The following is a 15,814-nucleotide window of genomic DNA, read 5'->3' on the forward strand; positions in this document are numbered from 1 at the left end:
AATCCCTTAAGTTACCGAACCGGCAGTTGCAAAACCGGTCTGCCGCAGCGCCTCGCCGACGGCCATGGCCGCCGTGACCGCCACATTGAGCGAGCGCAGGGGCGGCTTGATCGGAATCACCAGCCGCGCGTCCGCGGCGGCCGCCACCGCGTCGGTTACCCCCGCCGTCTCGCGCCCGAACAGCAGGACATCGGAGGCCGTGTACTCGAAATCAAGATAGGATTTCGCTGCCCTGGTCGTGAACAGGACCAGCCGGCAGGCGGCCTCGGCCCGCCATTCCTCGAATTTCGACCATGAGTCGTGACGCTTCAACCGCACATGGTCGAGATAGTCCATACCCGCCCGGCGGAAATTCCGGTCCGAGGCGTCGAATCCCGCCGGTTCGATGATATGGGCTGCCACGTCCAGGCAGGCGCAGAGGCGCAGAATCGTTCCCGTATTCTGGGGAATGTCGGGCTGGAACAGCGCGATCTGCATGGTGCTGACGACCTGTGAAAACCGGATGAAATTGTCTCAATAAAACATCGCCCGGCGCGGATTTCGTGCATTGCACGTTTGCGAGCCGATAGCGGGCTTGCGCTCGTCCGGCAAGGGTGCCAATAGAACGATTCTGGACTGCTGTTCCGCCATTTGGGGTGGGGAATAGCGGTTTTCTGCCGCCGCGGGGGCCGCGGGCGCCGGCAGCCTTTCTCGGGACGCGTTCCGCGTCTTTGGGGCGGTTCCACCGGCTGCAGAAAAGAAAGGGCTAGGAATCGTGACGACAGCGTCTTCGGCGGACCATCCGACACGCCGTGATTTTCTTTTTGTTGCAACCGGAGCTGCCGCCGTGGTCGGCGCAGCCGCCACCGTGTGGCCGATGGTTGCCCAGATGAACCCGGATGCCGCGACGATCGCGGCCGGCGCGCCGATCCAGGTCGACCTGGCGCCGATCGCCGAGGGCCAGGACATCAAGGTGTTCTGGCGCGGCAAGCCGATCTACATCAGCCACCGCACCAAGAAGCAGATTCAGGAGGCCCAGAGCGTGCCGCTCTCGAGCCTGCCCGATCCGCAGCCCGACTCGGCCCGCGTCAAGGCTGGCCACGACCAGTGGCTGGTCGTGATCGGCATCTGCACCCATCTCGGCTGTATCCCGATCGCCCATGAGGGCAATTACGACGGCTTCTTCTGCCCCTGCCACGGCTCGCAGTACGACTCCTCCGGTCGTATCCGCCAGGGGCCGGCGCCCGCCAACCTGGCGGTGCCGCCCTACGCCTTCCTTTCCGACACCAAAATCCAGATCGGCTAAGTCCCGGACCCTCCGGGACTTCGGCTTCCCCTTGGACCCATCGCGTCGTTTTTCTTCTTCAGGATCGCATCAATGAGCGGACCATCTGATTTTCAACCAAGCAACCCCGCCTTGAAGTGGATCGAACGGCGCCTTCCGATCTTCGGCCTGGTCCACTCTTCCTTCGTGGCCTACCCGACGCCGCGCAACCTGAACTACTGGTGGACCTTCGGCGCCATCCTTTCGCTGATGCTGGGTCTGCAGATCCTGACCGGTGTGATCCTGGCGATGCACTACACGCCGCACGCCGACCTCGCCTTCAAGTCGGTTGAACTGATCGTCCGCGACGTCAATTACGGCTGGCTGCTGCGCAACATGCATGCCTGCGGCGCGTCGATGTTCTTCTTCGCGGTCTACATCCACATGTTCCGCGGTCTCTATTACGGGTCGTACAAGGAACCGCGCGAGGTGCTGTGGATCCTCGGCGTCATCATCTACCTCTTGATGATGGCGACCGGCTTCATGGGCTACGTGCTGCCGTGGGGCCAGATGAGCTTCTGGGGCGCGACCGTCATCACCAATTTGTTCTCGGCCGTGCCCTATTTCGGCGAGAGCATCGTGACCCTGCTGTGGGGCGGCTATTCGGTCGGCAACCCGACGCTGAACCGCTTCTTCTCGCTGCACTATCTGCTGCCGTTCGTGATCGCCGGCGTGGTCGTGCTGCACGTCTGGGCGTTGCACGTCGCGGGCCAGAACAACCCGGCCGGCGTCGAGGCCAAGACCGAGAAGGACACCGTCCCGTTCACGCCCTATGCGACGATCAAGGACGCGTTCGGCGTGTCCTGCTTCCTGATCTTCTTCGCCTGGTTCATCTTCTACATGCCGAACTATCTCGGCGACGCCGACAACTACATTCCGGCGAACCCCGGCGTGACCCCGGCGCACATCGTGCCTGAATGGTACTACCTGCCGTTCTACGCGATCCTGCGTTCGATCCCGAACAAGCTCGCCGGCGTGGTGGCAATGTTCGGTGCGATCGTCATCCTGGCGTTCCTGCCCTGGCTCGACAACGCGCGGACCCGTTCGTCGAAGTATCGTCCGCTGGCCAAGCAGTTCTTCTGGATCTTCGTGGTGGTCTGCATCCTGCTCGGCTATCTCGGCTCGCAGCCGCCGGAAGGCATCTATGTGATCGCCGGCCGCATCCTGACGGTTTGCTACTTCGCCTACTTCCTGATCGTGCTGCCGCTGCTCTCGCGCATCGAGACGCCGCGTCCGGTGCCGAACTCGATCGCCGACGACGTGCTGGCAAAGAGCAAGGGCAGGGTCGTGACCGCAGCCTCCGTGATGCTTGCGCTGGTGGTGGCTGGCGGCCTGTTCGCCGGCAGCACCCAGAACGCCAGGGCCGAGGAGGGTGGCAATGCGCCGCCGGCACAGAGCTGGTCGTTCTCCGGCCCTTTCGGCAAGTATGACCGCGGCTCGCTGCAGCGTGGCCTCAAGGTCTACAAGGAAGTCTGCTCGGCCTGTCACGGCCTGTCCTATGTCGCGTTCCGCAACCTCGCCGATGCCGGCGGCCCCGGCTATTCGGTGGCGCAGGCGGCGGCGTTCGCGTCGGAGTACAAGATCAAGGACGGCCCGAACGACCAGGGCGAGATGTTCGAACGTCCGGGCCGCCCGGCGGATTACTTCCCGTCGCCGTTCCCGAACGAGCAGGCCGCGCGTGTGGCCAATGGCGGCGCGGCACCGCCCGATCTCTCGCTGATCACCAAGGCGCGGTCCTACAAGCGCGGCTTCCCGCAGTTCGTGATCGACTTCTTCAGCCAGTACCAGGAGCAGGGCCCCGACTACGTCGATGCCATCCTGCAGGGCTTCGAGGACAAGGCCCCGGCCGGCGTCACGATCCCGGAAGGCTCGTACTACAACACGTACTTCCCGGGCCACTCGATCAAGATGCCGAAGCCGCTGTCCGACGGTCAGGTGACCTTCGATGACGGTTCGCCGGCGACGGTGAAGCAGTATGCGCACGACGTCACCACGTTCCTGATGTGGGCCGCCGAGCCGCGCATGGAGGAGCGCAAGCGGATCGGCATGCAGGTGTTCTTCTTCCTGATCGTGTTCGCGATCCTGATGTACTTCACCAAGCGCAAGGTCTGGGCCGACGCCCACTGATCGCGGCTACGGCAGCGAGTTTGAAAAAGCCCCTTCGGGGGCTTTTTTGTTGTGCGGGACGCACGCGGCGCCAACGCGCGGAGATGACGAGTGCGCGAGCCCGCCGCAGGGCGATTGCGTCCGTCACCGAGTGCGGACAAGATGCCGGCCAATCAGCCGGCAAACATTGCGGAGGAACTCATGGGTACCAGCATCAGCTTCAAGCGTCCGGACGGCAAGGAAGCGTCGGGCTATCTTGCCAATGCCGCGCGCGGCAACGCGCCGGGCGTCGTCGTGATCCAGGAATGGTGGGGCCTTCAGGACCAGATCAAGGGCATGTGCGACCGCTTCGCGCTGGCCGGCTTCGATGCGCTGGCGCCCGATCTCTACAAGGGCAAGGTGGTGCCGTATCACGACACCGACGCGGCCGGCAAAGAGATGAACTCGCTCGACTTCATGGATGCCACCACGCAGACCGTGCGCGGCGCCGCGCAATACCTTGCCAAGAGCGGCACCAAGGTCGGCCTGACTGGCTTCTGCCTCGGCGGCGCGGTGACCATCATCGGCGCCACCAAGATCCCGGAGCTGACGGCCGGTGTGGTGTTCTACGGCATTCCGCCGGAGCAGGCGGCCAAGCCGGCGGACGTCAAGATTCCGCTGCAGGGGCATTTTGCGACCAAGGACGACTGGTGCACGCCGGCGCTGGTCGATGGTTTTGAGAAAGCGATGAAGGCCGCCGGCAAATCGCTGGAGCTGTTCCGCTATGACGCCGAGCACGGTTTCGGCAACGAGCAGCGCCTGTCGGTGCACGACCGGCATTGTGCAGAACTGGCCTGGGGCCGGGCGACGGAGTTTTTCAGGAAGCATTTGGGGTAGCGCGTTTGCGAAAACCACCGGCGTCGTCCCGGCCTAGGTGGTGTGGACACTTATCGCATCCATAAGACGATGGCTGCGAGAGTGACGACGGCCAGGTAATTTCGGGCGGTCTTTTCGAAGCGGGTTGCAACGCGGCGGAACTGCTTGAGCTTTGAGAAGCAGCATTCGACGAGATGACGCTGGGCATAGAAATGCTTGTCGAGTGGATATTTGAGCGCCCGTGACGGGTTGTTGGGGATCACGGCGAGCGCGCCTTTGGCGGCGATGGCTTGGCGCAAGTGATCGGCGTCATAGGCCGTATCGGCCATGACGACCTCGGCGGATAAGCCTTCGATCAATGCGGCGGCTTGCGGTGCATCGCCCTTCTGACCTGCGGTAAGCGTGAACCGCACCGGACATCCCAAGCCTCGAACGGCCATATGTATCTTGGTGCTCAGGCCGCCGCGCGAGCGGCCGATCGCTTGATCTTCCGCTTGATCTTCAGCCCCCCCTTTTTGGCGCCGGCGGCGTGCTGATGCGCCCGAACAATGGTGGAATCGACGATCAGATATTCGAAGTCCGGATCATCGGACATCGCCTCGAAGATCCGCCACCAAACACCCTTGATGCTCCATCGACTGAAGCGCCGGAACACGCTGTTCCAGTCCCCAAACACCTCCGGAAGATCGCGCCAGGGAGACCCCGTACGCACGATCCACAGCACACCTTCCACGAACATCCGGTTGTCGCGCCCGGTGGAGCCCTTCTGATCGGGGCGCCCTATGATCAGCGGCGCTATCCGCTCCCACGCCGCGTCGCTCAATACCAAACGGTCCATCACACCCAAGGCGGCCTCCCCAAAAGCAGCCTTGAATCTGATTTGCTCCTAAAAGGGAATCCTTAGAGTCCACACCACCTAGTGCGCAATTGCGCACGGGGGCCGGGACCCATACGCCGCGGCAGTCGTGATTAGAGGAAGCTGGTCGACGGCTTTGCCAAACAACTACGCCCTGTGGTTATGGGTCCCGGCCTTCGCCGGGACGACGGCGAGACTTAACTCTCCGCCTTCACCCCGTCCCACCACGGGCAGGTCCCCGACATCAGCTTGAAATTGCCTTCCAGCACCTGCACCGGTGCGCGCTTGCCCTCGGCGGCGGCGCGCATGCGCATCTCGCGCGCAACGGCGCGGTCCTCGGCTGACAGCCAGACGCGCTCGTGGCCCCACAAGCTCGGACCATCAACCATCTCGAACGGCGTCCAGTTTGCTGGGTCGATTTCGCGGCCGCCCCAGCCGCACTCGACCATGAAGGCCGACGGCGACTTGGCGTAGAACGACGTCATCAAATCGTTGGTGTGACGGCCGAGCGTGACGTTGACGCGGTCTTCCTTCATCGCGACGTCGTAGGCCTGGCCGACATCGTCGAGCGAGAACAGCTCGACCATCAGATGGTGCATGCCGTTCGTCCCGGTCTCGATCAGCGCGAGCGAGTGGTGGCGAGCATTGACGTGGAAGAAATACGCGCGGAACGGTTTTTCGATGTAGTCGCTCAGGGCGAAGCCGAGCACGTCGACATAGAAGCTCATGACCGGCGCGATGTTCTCGACGGTCAGCACCGCGTGGCCGAGGCCGAGCGCGCCGGTGCGGAAGCCGGAGATCGAGCGCCCCGGCTTGAACGGCGTGTCGTCGATCTCCGGGCCGTGGAACGCTTCGAGCCGGTTGCCGGCCGGGTCCTGGAACGAGATCAGGCCGCGCACCCGCCTGGCATCGGCGAGCGCCTGCGGCTCGGCGGTCACGGCAACGCCGGCATGCTCGAGCCGCGCCGCCAGCGCGTCGAGCGTTGCGGCGTCCGCCACCTCCCAGCCGAAGAACCTGGTGCCTTCGCCCTGCGCGCGGTCGATCACAATGCGTTGCTTGCGGTCGTCCATCCGGAACGCGAGCAGCGAATTGCCGCGCTCGATTGCCTGCAGCCCGACCAGGCCGGTGCCGAATTGCCGCCAGTCGTCGAGCGCGTTGGAGCCGAAGCCGGCATATCCGAGACCCAAAATCGCCATCTGCGCCTCCGCCATCTGTCTGTTTTTTGGGCGGCCGATCGGCCGCCATTTCCACAAATCCTACGCGGATTCCCCGCCGTGCGAACTGGAAAAAGGCCGTCCCGCCTTGGGGCAGGGGCAGGAGCAAGGGGACCGGCCATCCCTTGACACGGCCCGCGCCGGGTGGTGTGTAACGGCCATGCGCACCGTTGCCAGCCCATCCCGTCGTTGGTGGCCCACCTTCTCATAGGTGGCCGGTGCGATTTCATTTCCAAAAGTCGTCGAAGGTCGCCATCGCAGTGCGACGGCCCTTCGTTTGTCCTGTGTGGCGCTCTCTTCCCAAGTCTCGTAAGAGGATCACATGAACAGGACAGTCTTCTCCCTGCCGGCCAAGAGCGAATACCTGACCAATGGCGGCCTTGCCGTCGCACGCGTGGTCGAGCAGTTCACCGGCGGCGCCAACCGTCTCGACGATCTGATCGCGCTGTTGGACCGCCGCCGCGGCGTGGTGCTGTCCTCGGGCACAACCGTGCCGGGCCGCTACGAGAGCTTTGACCTCGGCTTCGCCGACCCGCCGCTGGTGCTGGAAACGTCGGGCACCGATTTCTCATTGCAGGCGCTGAACCCGCGCGGTCAGGTCTTGATCGCCTTCCTCGGCGACGTGCTGCGCGAGCCCTGCGTCGTGATCTCCGAGCGCAGCGCGACGAAGCTCGCCGGCCATATCATCCGCGGCGCCGCGCCGGTCGAGGAAGACCAGCGCACCCGCCGCGCCAGCGTGATGTCGCTGGTGCGCGACATGGTGGCGGCGTTCACCTCCAATGCCGATCCGCTGCTCGGTCTGTTCGGCGCCTTCGCCTACGACCTCGTGTTCCAGATCGAGGATATCGTGCAGAAGCGCGCCCGCGAGGCCGACCAGCGCGACATCGTGCTCTACGTGCCGGATCGCCTGCTCGCCTACGACCGCGCCACCGGCCGCGGCGTGGCGCTGAACTACGAATTCTCCTGGAAGGGCAAATCCACCGCCGGCCAGTCGCACGAGACCGCGCCGAGCCTTTACGCCAAGGCCGGGCGGCAGGGCTTTGCCGATCACGCCCCGGGCGAATACCAGGCCACGGTCGAAGTCGCGCGTGCTGCGTTCGCCCGCGGTGACCTGTTCGAGGCGGTGCCCGGGCAATTGTTCGCCGAGCCCTGCGAGCGTTCGCCGGCGGAAGTGTTCCAGCGGCTCTGCCGCATCAACCCGTCGCCCTATGGCGCGCTGATGAATCTCGGCGACGGCGAATTCCTGGTCTCCGCCTCGCCCGAGATGTTCGTGCGCTCCGACGGCCGCCGGGTCGAGACCTGCCCGATCTCGGGTACCATCGCGCGCGGCTCGGACTCGATCGGCGATGCCGAGCAGATCCGCAAGCTGTTGAACTCGGAGAAGGACGAGTTCGAGCTCAACATGTGCACCGACGTCGACCGCAACGACAAGGCGCGCGTCTGCGTGCCCGGCACCATCAAGGTGCTGGCGCGGCGGCAGATCGAGACCTACTCAAAGCTGTTCCACACCGTCGATCACGTCGAGGGCATGCTGCGGCCTGGCTTTGACTCGCTTGACGCCTTCCTGACCCACGCCTGGGCCGTCACGGTGACCGGCGCGCCGAAATTGTGGGCGATGCAGTTCGTCGAGGACCACGAGCGCTCGCCGCGGCGCTGGTATGCCGGCGCGATCGGCTGCGTCAATTTCGACGGCAGCATCAACACCGGGCTCACCATCCGCACCATCCGCATGAAGGATGGTCTCGCCGAGGTGCGGGTCGGTGCGACCTGCCTGTTCGACTCGGACCCGGCCGCCGAGGACCGCGAGTGCCAGGTCAAGGCGGCGGCGCTGTTCCAGGCGCTGCGCGGCGATCCGCCGAAGCCGCTGTCCGACTTCGCGCCTGATGCCACCGGCTCCGGCAAGAACGTGCTTCTGATCGATCACGACGACAGCTTCGTGCACATGCTGGCCGATTATTTCCGCCAGGTCGGCGCCAACGTCACCGTGGTCAGGCATATCCATGCCCAGGACATGCTGAAGCAGCGGGGCTGGGACCTGCTGGTGCTGTCGCCCGGGCCGGGTCGCCCTGAGGATTTCGGCATCGCGAAGACCATCCGCACTGCGCTCGAGAAGAAGCTGCCGATCTTCGGCGTCTGCCTCGGCGTGCAGGCGATCGGCGAATACTTCGGCGGCCAGCTCGGCCAGCTCGGCCAGCCCGCGCATGGCCGTCCCTCGCGCGTCCAGGTGCGCGGCGGGCGGTTGATGCATAATCTGCCCAATGAGATCGTAATCGGCCGCTATCACTCGCTCTATGTCGAGCGTGACAGCGTGCCCGAGGTGCTGGCGGTGACCGCGACCACCGAGGACGGCGTCGCGATGGTGATCGAGCACAAGACCCTGCCGGTCGGCGGCGTGCAATTCCATCCGGAGTCGCTGATGTCGCTCGGCAATGAGGTGGGCCTGCGCATCGTCGAGAATGCATTCCGGCTTAATCCGCCGGCCAAATGAGGATTGCGAGACCAATGACCTTCGACCACGACATCAAGGCGACCGTTCGCAACATCCCGGACTACCCGAAGAAGGGCATCCTGTTTCACGATATCACGACGCTGCTCGCGGATGCCCGTGCCTTCCGCCGGGCGGTCGATGAACTGGTGCATCCCTGGGCGGGAGCGAAAGTCGACAAGGTCGCAGGCATCGAGGCCCGCGGCTTCATCCTCGGCGGCGCGGTGGCGCACCAGCTCTCGGCCGGCTTCGTGCCGATCCGCAAGAAAGGCAAGCTGCCGCACACCACGGTGCGGATCGCCTATTCGCTGGAATACGGCATCGACGAGATGGAGATGCATGCCGACGCCGTGCTGCCCGGCGAGCGCGTGATCCTGGTCGACGATCTGATCGCGACCGGCGGCACCGCGGAGGGCGCGGTGAAGCTGCTGCGCCAGATCGGCGCCAATGTGGTCGCCGCCTGCTTCATCATCGACCTGCCCGATCTCGGCGGCGCCGCAAAACTGCGCGCGATGGACGTCCCGGTGCGCACGCTGATGGCGTTCGAGGGGCATTAAGAGTCACCTCGCCCCGCTCTTCGCGGGGAGAGGTCGGCGCGAAGCGCCGGGTGAGGGGAGTCTCCGCGCACTCCAATCCCGATTGAATTTGCGGGGTACAGACCGGATAGATACCCGACAGTTTAGACCGGCATGATTGCCGACAGGTTTCTAGAAGCATCGGCGGGAGGGCCCGACGATGCCGTTCAGAGAGACCAGTCGGATGGAAGAGCGTATCCGGATGCTTATGGAGTACGAGAGCGGGAACTGGAGCGTGTCGGAGTTGTGCCGCCGTCACGGTATCTGCCGCGACACGTTTTACGCATGGCGCCAGCGGAAGCAGAGCGGCGATCCGGAGTGGTTCAGGGACCGTTCGCACGCGCCGCAGCAATGCCGACAAACGACCGATGCGGCGATTGCAGAGAAGGTGATCGCGGCTCGGCAGCGCTTTCCCTATCTGGGACCGCGCAAGCTGCTCGCCCTGCTTGACCGCCAGGCGCCGGAGATCGATTGGCCGGCGGCGTCGACGATTGGGAGCATTCTCAAGCGCGCGGGGCTGATCTCGCCGGTGAAGCGCCGCCGCCGTCCGCTCGACCAGCGGCGTCCCTGCACGCCGGTGCAGGAGCCGAACGACGAGTGGAGCGTGGACTTCAAGGGTTGGTTCCGCACCCGCGACCAGTGCCGGATTGATCCGTTGACGGTGGCTGACAGCCACAGTCGCTTCCTGATCGAACTGCAGATCGTCGCACCGACGACCGAGGGCGTCCGCCCCCGCTTCGAGAGGGCTTTCCGCGAGCATGGCCTGCCGCGGGCAATCCGCTGCGACAATGGTTCGCCGTTCGGCTCGCGCGGCGCCGGCGGTCTCACCACATTGTCGGTCTGGTGGCTGAAGCTCGGCATTACGCCGCACTTCATCCGTCCGGCCTCGCCGCAGGAGAACGGTCGCCATGAGCGCATGCATCGCACCTTGAAGGCGCAAACATCGAGCCCACCGGCAGATAATGCGTCCGAGCAACAGGCCCGCTTTGACGCCTTCCGAGAGCATTACAATAAGGAACGTCCTCACGAAGCGCTGGGCCAACGGCCGCCGGAGGACGCCTATCGAGCATCTCAACGCACCATGCCGGATCGCGAGCAAGACCCCTGGTATGACGCCGATCACCAGGCCCGCCGTGTTCGCGGCAATGGGGAGATTAAATGGAAAGGCAAGTTCGTCTTTATCGGTCAGGCGCTGGTGAACGAACTTGTCGGCATCGCCGAACTCGATACCGGTGACCACGTCGTCCGCTTCTGCGACCTCGACGTCGGTCTCATCGACCGCCGCGGCCTGTTCACCCGGTTCGCTCCGCCTCGTGAGGGGCTGCGCGAACCGGGCGAACAGACCGCTTAACCCAAACTGTCGGGGATCATGCCGGTCCAAAATGTCGGGAATCATGCCGGTTGAACACGGAGAAAGCCCCTCACCCCAACCCTCTCCCCGTAAGAACGGGGAGAGGGGGGCAGCTACATCCGCTGCAGCAGCATGCTCAGTTCGAGATCGCGGAAGGTGGTGTAGTTCTTCCGGATCCATTGATGCAGCTCGGTCGATGAGTCCCTCTCCTGGCGCAGATAGCCGGTGAAAGAGAAATTCAGCCGGTCGATATAGGTCTTCAGGAACACCGGCAGCGCACGGAAGCGCAGCACCCGGCTGGCGGTCATCACAGGCGGCAGCTCGCCACGCACCACGAACTCATTGTCGATGACGACGAGCCCGTTCGGCGGGATCTGGCCCTGGAGCATCTGGTAGCCGCGCACCGAGGCGCGGTCGGTATCCGCCACGTAGAGGATGACGGGCGCGACGCGGCGGCGCAGCGCCTCCTTCATCAGCCCGATCTGGTCGGCCATTTTGAAGAATTCGTCGAAGGCGTGGTAGCCGAGGTCGATCACCTTGGCGATGCCGTCATTGACGATGACGCGGTCCATCAGCTGCATCTTGCCGTAGGTGTCGATCACGTCGGCGGTTTCCGTGATCCGCGGCAGATAATCGAGCAGTGACGGCTCCTTCAGATTGATGTCGAAGCAGACCACGTCGCCGTTCTTGAGCAGCAGGAATTCGCCGAGCAGCCGTGCGATCAGCGTCTTGCCGACCTGCGGGCGGGGCGAGCAGATGATGTAAACGGGCGTGGACGACATCGCCCGCTATATCAGGCCAAATTTTCGCCTAATCCAGCCCCATCGCCGCCCCGGGCGCGACTTTTTTCGCTGCCCCGGGCGCGATCTTTCGCTGCCCCTGGCGCGACCTTTCGCTGCCTTGGACGCGACTATTTTTCGCCCTTGCCCGACTTGCCGCCGACCAGGTCGGTCAGCTTGATCCGGTCGAACTCGCTCCAGACATTGGCCAGCCAATGCCGGACATAGCCGCGCAGCACGAAGGAGTAGTTCGCGGCGTCGTCGTTGATGCCCTTGTTGGCGACGAATTTCAGGAACGGAACCGAGGAGACCTCGACCTGCTCATAGGCCATTTCGTTGAGCTTCGGGATGGTGAGGTCGACGGCATCCTTGATGCGGTGGAAGTAGGAATTGTAGGTCGCCTGGTCCCACTGGAAGAACTGGGTGTCGTTGATGAAGTTCTTCACCAGGAAATATTTCGCGCCGCTCATGAAGTTGGCGGTCTCGGCGATCTCGTCCAGCGAGGCGATCGAGGGGCCGAGGATATGGAACACGGCGAAGGTGATCTGGCCGGAGCGCGCCGCGTCGAGGAAGCCGATGTCGCGCAGCGAGGCCAGCGCGGGCGACAGCAGGCCGGCGCGGACGTCGATCACGGTGACCGAGGAACCGGCGTTCAGCGTATCGAAGATCTTCATCTGGTCCGCGGTCGTCGTCATGTCGACGATCTCGGTGATGTCGGGGTGGAAGCGCTTCAGCGTGCCGCGCGGCGACTCGGTGTCGAACGCCCGGGTCTGCACATTGTTGGCGCTGAAATAGTCCAGGAGCGTCCGCGAGACGGTGGTCTTGCCGACCCCGCCCTTGTCGGCGCCCACCACGATCACAACCGGCTTTGCCATGGAAATCCCTTGAAGCGCGCTCCCGACCGCGATGGCGATCGGCAAGTCCCCACACTGCTTTGGGCGCGAACATGGCAGAAACGAGGGAGAATTCAATTCCTTAAGGTGCCCGCGAACGGTTTGGTGGGGATTTCCTTAATGGACTGAGTAAGCTAGGGGCATGATCCGGAAAAGTGCGAAGCGGTTTTCCGAAGAGATCATGCCCAAATCAAAGAGCTGGCGGGATCAGCGGTGCCGGCCCCAAGGTCCCTGAAGAGGTCCCTGGAGCGGGCCCAGCGGTCCCTGTGCGGGGCTGGTGCCCGGCAGCGCCGGCGGGTTGTTCGCCGGTGCAGGCGGCGTATCACCCCACGGGCCGTGGGTGACCGGCGGCGGCTGGTCGCCCGCCAGAGGCGCCTCATCCTGCGTCTCCGTCTGGTCCGATGTCTCGTCCGGCAGCGCCAGCGGTCCGGGGTCGTGGCCGCCGGCATATTTCACCAGCGCATCGACCCGGGACTTCACCGACGGGTGGGTGGCGAACAGGTCGGCAAAACCCTCGCGCGGATTGTCGACGCAGAGTTCCATCACCGCCGAGGTGGCGTCCGGCAGCTCGCCGCGGTTCTCGATCTTGCGCAGCGCGGTGATCATCGCGTCGGGATTCTTGGTCAGCTCGACCGATCCGGCATCGGCCAAGAATTCGCGCGAGCGCGACAGCGCGAGCTTGACCACCTGCGACAGCAGCCAGGCCAGCACGATCAGCGCGACCGCGATGATGATCACGACGATCGCGCCGCCGCCCGAGCCCTTGCTGTCACGGTCAGAGGACGAAGATCGAGAGGATGACGAGGACGACCAGCCGCCTCCGCCGCCGCTCGAGTTCCACGACAGGTTCGTGAACAGGCGGAAGAACAGCTCGCCGAAGAAGCCGACCGCGCCGGCGATGATCACGGCGACCACCATCAGCTGCACGTCGCCGTTCTTGATATGGGTGAGCTCGTGGCCGAGCACGGCCTCGATCTCCTGGTCATCAAGCGCGTTCAGCAGACCCGTGGTGACGGTGATGGCGTATTGGCGCGGGTTCAATCCGGTCGCAAACGCATTCAGCGCCGGGCTGTCCATCACCTTCAGCTTCGGCATCGGGATGCCGCGCGAGATGCAGAGATTTTCCAAGAGATTGTAGAGCCGCGGCTGTTGCTGCCGCGTGACGCTTTCGCCGCCGGTGACGGCGTCGATCATCTTCTGGTGGAAGAAATAGGCGATCACGATCCAGGCCACTGCAGCGATCGTCGCCCATGGGAAGGCGGAGACGAGATCGCGCGAGGCGTGGGTCAGGTAATAGTCGACCGAGCGGCCGCTATCGATCATCACTTCCGCAATCAGCGCGCCGGCATAGACCAGCACGTAGATCAGCAGGAACAGCCCGCCAAGCAGCAGCATCGAACGAAACTTGTTCGATGCGATGTGCGTGTAGAGACCGTAGGCGGCCATGATGCGCTTCCGCTAACCACTGTCATTCCGGGGCGCGCGACACGCGCGAACCCGGAATCTCGAGATGAGTGTCCGTAACGAGATTCCGGGTTCGATGCTTCGCATCGCCCCGGAATGACAGGGAAAGCGGAGCGCGACCACGGCGGGAGCTGTCAGAACTTCACGCTCGGTGCCGCCTCGACCTCCGTGCGGCTGGCGCCGAGGTCGAAGAAATCCTTGCGGGTGAAGCCGAACATGCCGGCGAACAAGGCGGCCGGCATCTGCTGTATGCCGGTGTTGTATTCCTGGACCGCGTTGTTGAAGAAGCGGCGGCTGGCGGCGATCTTGTTCTCGAGATCGGAAAGCTCGGAGGCGAGCTGCTGGAAATTGGCGTTGGCCTTGAGATCCGGATAGGCCTCCGACAGCGCGATCAGCCGGCCGAGCGCGCCGGAGAGCTGGTTCTCTGCCGCCGAGACCTGCGTCGGTCCCTGCGCCGACATCGCCGAATTGCGCGCCTTGATGACGTCGTCGAGCGTGCCGCGCTCGTGGGAGGCGTAGCCCTTCACGGTCTCGACCAGGTTCGGGATCAGGTCGTGGCGCTGCTTGAGCTGCACGTCGATGTCGGCAAAGGCCTGGCCGACCCGCTGGCTGAGCGCAACGAGGCGGTTGTAGGCGCCGAACGCAAACAGCACGAGAAGAACGATGACGCCGATAACGATCCAACTGGTCGACATGACGAGGCGGCTCCTGATGGGACGAAACGGCGGCACCGTAGCCCAAGATCGGGGCGCAGGGCAGCCCGCCGCGGAAAGGTGAGCATTGCCTTGGTCGGTGGCGGACGCGAACTGGTTCAACATCGTCGATGCCGTCGTCCCGGCGAAGGCCAGGACCCATACGCCGCGGCCCGCGGAAGCGGCACGTGGGGCGTCGGCTTCGCTTCACAACCGGGATCGGTGGTTATGGGTCCCGGCCTTCGCCGGGACGACGCAAGGATCTAGATTGCATCACCCCAGCGCCATCGCCGGGCGCTGGCGTAATCGGCCTTGGCGCGGCGGGGCACCTTCGTGACAACGACCCCATCGGGTGTGCAGAGCTTGGCCGCAATCTCGACCTTGCCGACGTCAGGCTGCGCCAGCACGCGGGACGGGCGCGCCGCGACCTTCGTGCGGCTCAGCGCGACATAGGCGAAACGCTCATCCTCGAACGGCAGCTCGGCGCCCTTGACCTGCTTGTGCGCGCGCGAGCGTTGCAGGCGCTGTGAGAAATGGCACCAGTCGGGCGCAACCAGCGGACAGGCGCCGTCATGCGGGCAGGGGGCTGCGACATGGGCACCAGCTGCGATCAGTCGTGCGCGGAGTGCGATGATCCGCGCGTAGCCCGCAGGTGTGCCGGGTTCGACCACCAGCAGCGTATCCCTGGTCTTGTCCCACATCGCATCGGTGAGCGCGGCGCGCTCGGCATCGCCGATCTCGTTGATCACGTAGCTTGCGATCACGAGGTCGGCTGTATCGGCATGCGTGACGTAGGTGCGCGCCTGTCCGAGCTCGTATCTGACGCCGCGCAGCCGGCTGCTCTTGCGGGTGAGGTCCAGTGCCAGTGTACGCAGGGCCTCATTGGCGTCCAGCAGGGCGAAATCCTGGAGCGACGGGAATGTCTCAGCCGCGGCCCAGCTTGCCGTACCCGGCCCGGCGCCGACATCGAGCAGGCTTGTGGGCGCGAAGTCCGGTCGGATCTCGGTCAGCGCGTTGAGGCTCGCGACAACGGCCGCATAGGTCGCCGGCATCCGCGCCAGCGCATAGGCCAGCGCATCGCTCTCGGACTTGATCGTGCCGCCGGAGCCGCCGCCGGCGCGATAGGTCTCCGAAATCGCGGCGGCGCGGCCGGCCGCCTCGTTGCGCGACAGGCCTTCGAGCCTGGCGTTGAGTGCCGTTCTGAGCTCGGCGGGGAGGTCGGGCGAGGTCATCGTCTGCCG

Annotated in this window: 13 protein-coding genes and 1 pseudogene; 6 read left to right on the forward strand and 8 right to left on the reverse strand. The window is 64.6% G+C overall.

Features of this window, described 5'->3' with window-relative positions; all coding sequences use genetic code 11:
• Positions 1 to 6 precede the first annotated feature (6 nt).
• The gene (locus WDM24_RS10040) at positions 7 to 477 is read right to left on the reverse strand and encodes a tRNA (cytidine(34)-2'-O)-methyltransferase (RefSeq protein ID WP_338831064.1); all 471 of its coding nucleotides are present in this window, start codon (positions 475 to 477) and stop codon (positions 7 to 9) included.
• Positions 478 to 754: 277 nt separating this feature from the next.
• Between WDM24_RS10040 and petA the strand changes: the two genes are divergently transcribed.
• From petA to WDM24_RS10055, 3 genes are all read left to right on the forward strand, one after another.
• Complete coding sequence (petA, locus tag WDM24_RS10045; RefSeq protein WP_029083716.1) at positions 755 to 1,285, forward strand: ubiquinol-cytochrome c reductase iron-sulfur subunit; 531 nt, start codon at positions 755 to 757, stop codon at positions 1,283 to 1,285.
• A 72-nt stretch (positions 1,286 to 1,357) separates the two neighbouring features.
• Positions 1,358 to 3,430 (forward strand): cytochrome c1, encoded by a 2,073-nt coding sequence (locus WDM24_RS10050; protein WP_338831065.1) that lies wholly within the window; start codon positions 1,358 to 1,360, stop codon positions 3,428 to 3,430.
• 180 nt (positions 3,431 to 3,610) lie between these two features.
• Complete coding sequence (locus WDM24_RS10055; RefSeq protein ID WP_338831066.1) at positions 3,611 to 4,285, forward strand: dienelactone hydrolase family protein; 675 nt, start codon at positions 3,611 to 3,613, stop codon at positions 4,283 to 4,285.
• Between the two features lie 50 nt (positions 4,286 to 4,335).
• Here the strand turns inward: WDM24_RS10055 and WDM24_RS10060 are convergent.
• Together WDM24_RS10060 and WDM24_RS10065 are read right to left on the reverse strand one after the other, a co-directional pair.
• Positions 4,336 to 5,111: pseudogene (locus tag WDM24_RS10060) on the reverse strand (IS5 family transposase).
• A 206-nt stretch (positions 5,112 to 5,317) separates the two neighbouring features.
• On the reverse strand, positions 5,318 to 6,316 hold the full coding sequence (locus WDM24_RS10065; RefSeq protein WP_338697254.1) for a VOC family protein: 999 nt from the start codon (positions 6,314 to 6,316) through the stop codon (positions 5,318 to 5,320).
• 340 nt (positions 6,317 to 6,656) lie between these two features.
• Between WDM24_RS10065 and WDM24_RS10070 the strand changes: the two genes are divergently transcribed.
• The 3 genes from WDM24_RS10070 (at position 6,657) to WDM24_RS10080 (ending at position 10,745) form a co-directional block, all read left to right on the forward strand.
• Positions 6,657 to 8,822 (forward strand): anthranilate synthase component I, encoded by a 2,166-nt coding sequence (locus WDM24_RS10070; protein WP_338831067.1) that lies wholly within the window; start codon positions 6,657 to 6,659, stop codon positions 8,820 to 8,822.
• Between the two features lie 14 nt (positions 8,823 to 8,836).
• Complete coding sequence (locus WDM24_RS10075) at positions 8,837 to 9,376, forward strand: adenine phosphoribosyltransferase (protein ID WP_029083721.1); 540 nt, start codon at positions 8,837 to 8,839, stop codon at positions 9,374 to 9,376.
• Between the two features lie 202 nt (positions 9,377 to 9,578).
• Positions 9,579 to 10,745 carry an integrase core domain-containing protein gene (locus WDM24_RS10080; protein WP_224496526.1) on the forward strand — a complete coding sequence of 389 codons (1,167 nt, stop codon included), beginning with the start codon at positions 9,579 to 9,581 and terminating at the stop codon, positions 10,743 to 10,745.
• 113 nt (positions 10,746 to 10,858) lie between these two features.
• Here the strand turns inward: WDM24_RS10080 and WDM24_RS10085 are convergent, their stop codons facing one another.
• From WDM24_RS10085 to WDM24_RS10105, 5 genes are all read right to left on the reverse strand, one after another.
• Positions 10,859 to 11,527: a hypothetical protein gene (locus WDM24_RS10085; protein WP_338697258.1), complete on the reverse strand. Its 669-nt coding sequence runs from the start codon at positions 11,525 to 11,527 to the stop codon at positions 10,859 to 10,861.
• Positions 11,528 to 11,655: 128 nt separating this feature from the next.
• Entirely contained in the window at positions 11,656 to 12,399 is a 744-nt protein-coding gene (locus WDM24_RS10090; protein WP_338831068.1) for a hypothetical protein, read from the reverse strand.
• Positions 12,400 to 12,624: 225 nt separating this feature from the next.
• Positions 12,625 to 13,863 (reverse strand): M48 family metallopeptidase, encoded by a 1,239-nt coding sequence (locus tag WDM24_RS10095; RefSeq protein WP_338831069.1) that lies wholly within the window; start codon positions 13,861 to 13,863, stop codon positions 12,625 to 12,627.
• Between the two features lie 152 nt (positions 13,864 to 14,015).
• Complete coding sequence (locus WDM24_RS10100; RefSeq protein ID WP_029083725.1) at positions 14,016 to 14,576, reverse strand: LemA family protein; 561 nt, start codon at positions 14,574 to 14,576, stop codon at positions 14,016 to 14,018.
• 260 nt (positions 14,577 to 14,836) lie between these two features.
• On the reverse strand, positions 14,837 to 15,805 hold the full coding sequence (locus tag WDM24_RS10105) for a small ribosomal subunit Rsm22 family protein (protein ID WP_338831070.1): 969 nt from the start codon (positions 15,803 to 15,805) through the stop codon (positions 14,837 to 14,839).
• Positions 15,806 to 15,814: the final 9 nt, after the last annotated feature.

It is taken from the genome of Bradyrhizobium sp. 27S5 (assembly GCF_037217225.1).
Lineage (GTDB): Bacteria > Pseudomonadota > Alphaproteobacteria > Rhizobiales > Xanthobacteraceae > Bradyrhizobium > Bradyrhizobium septentrionale.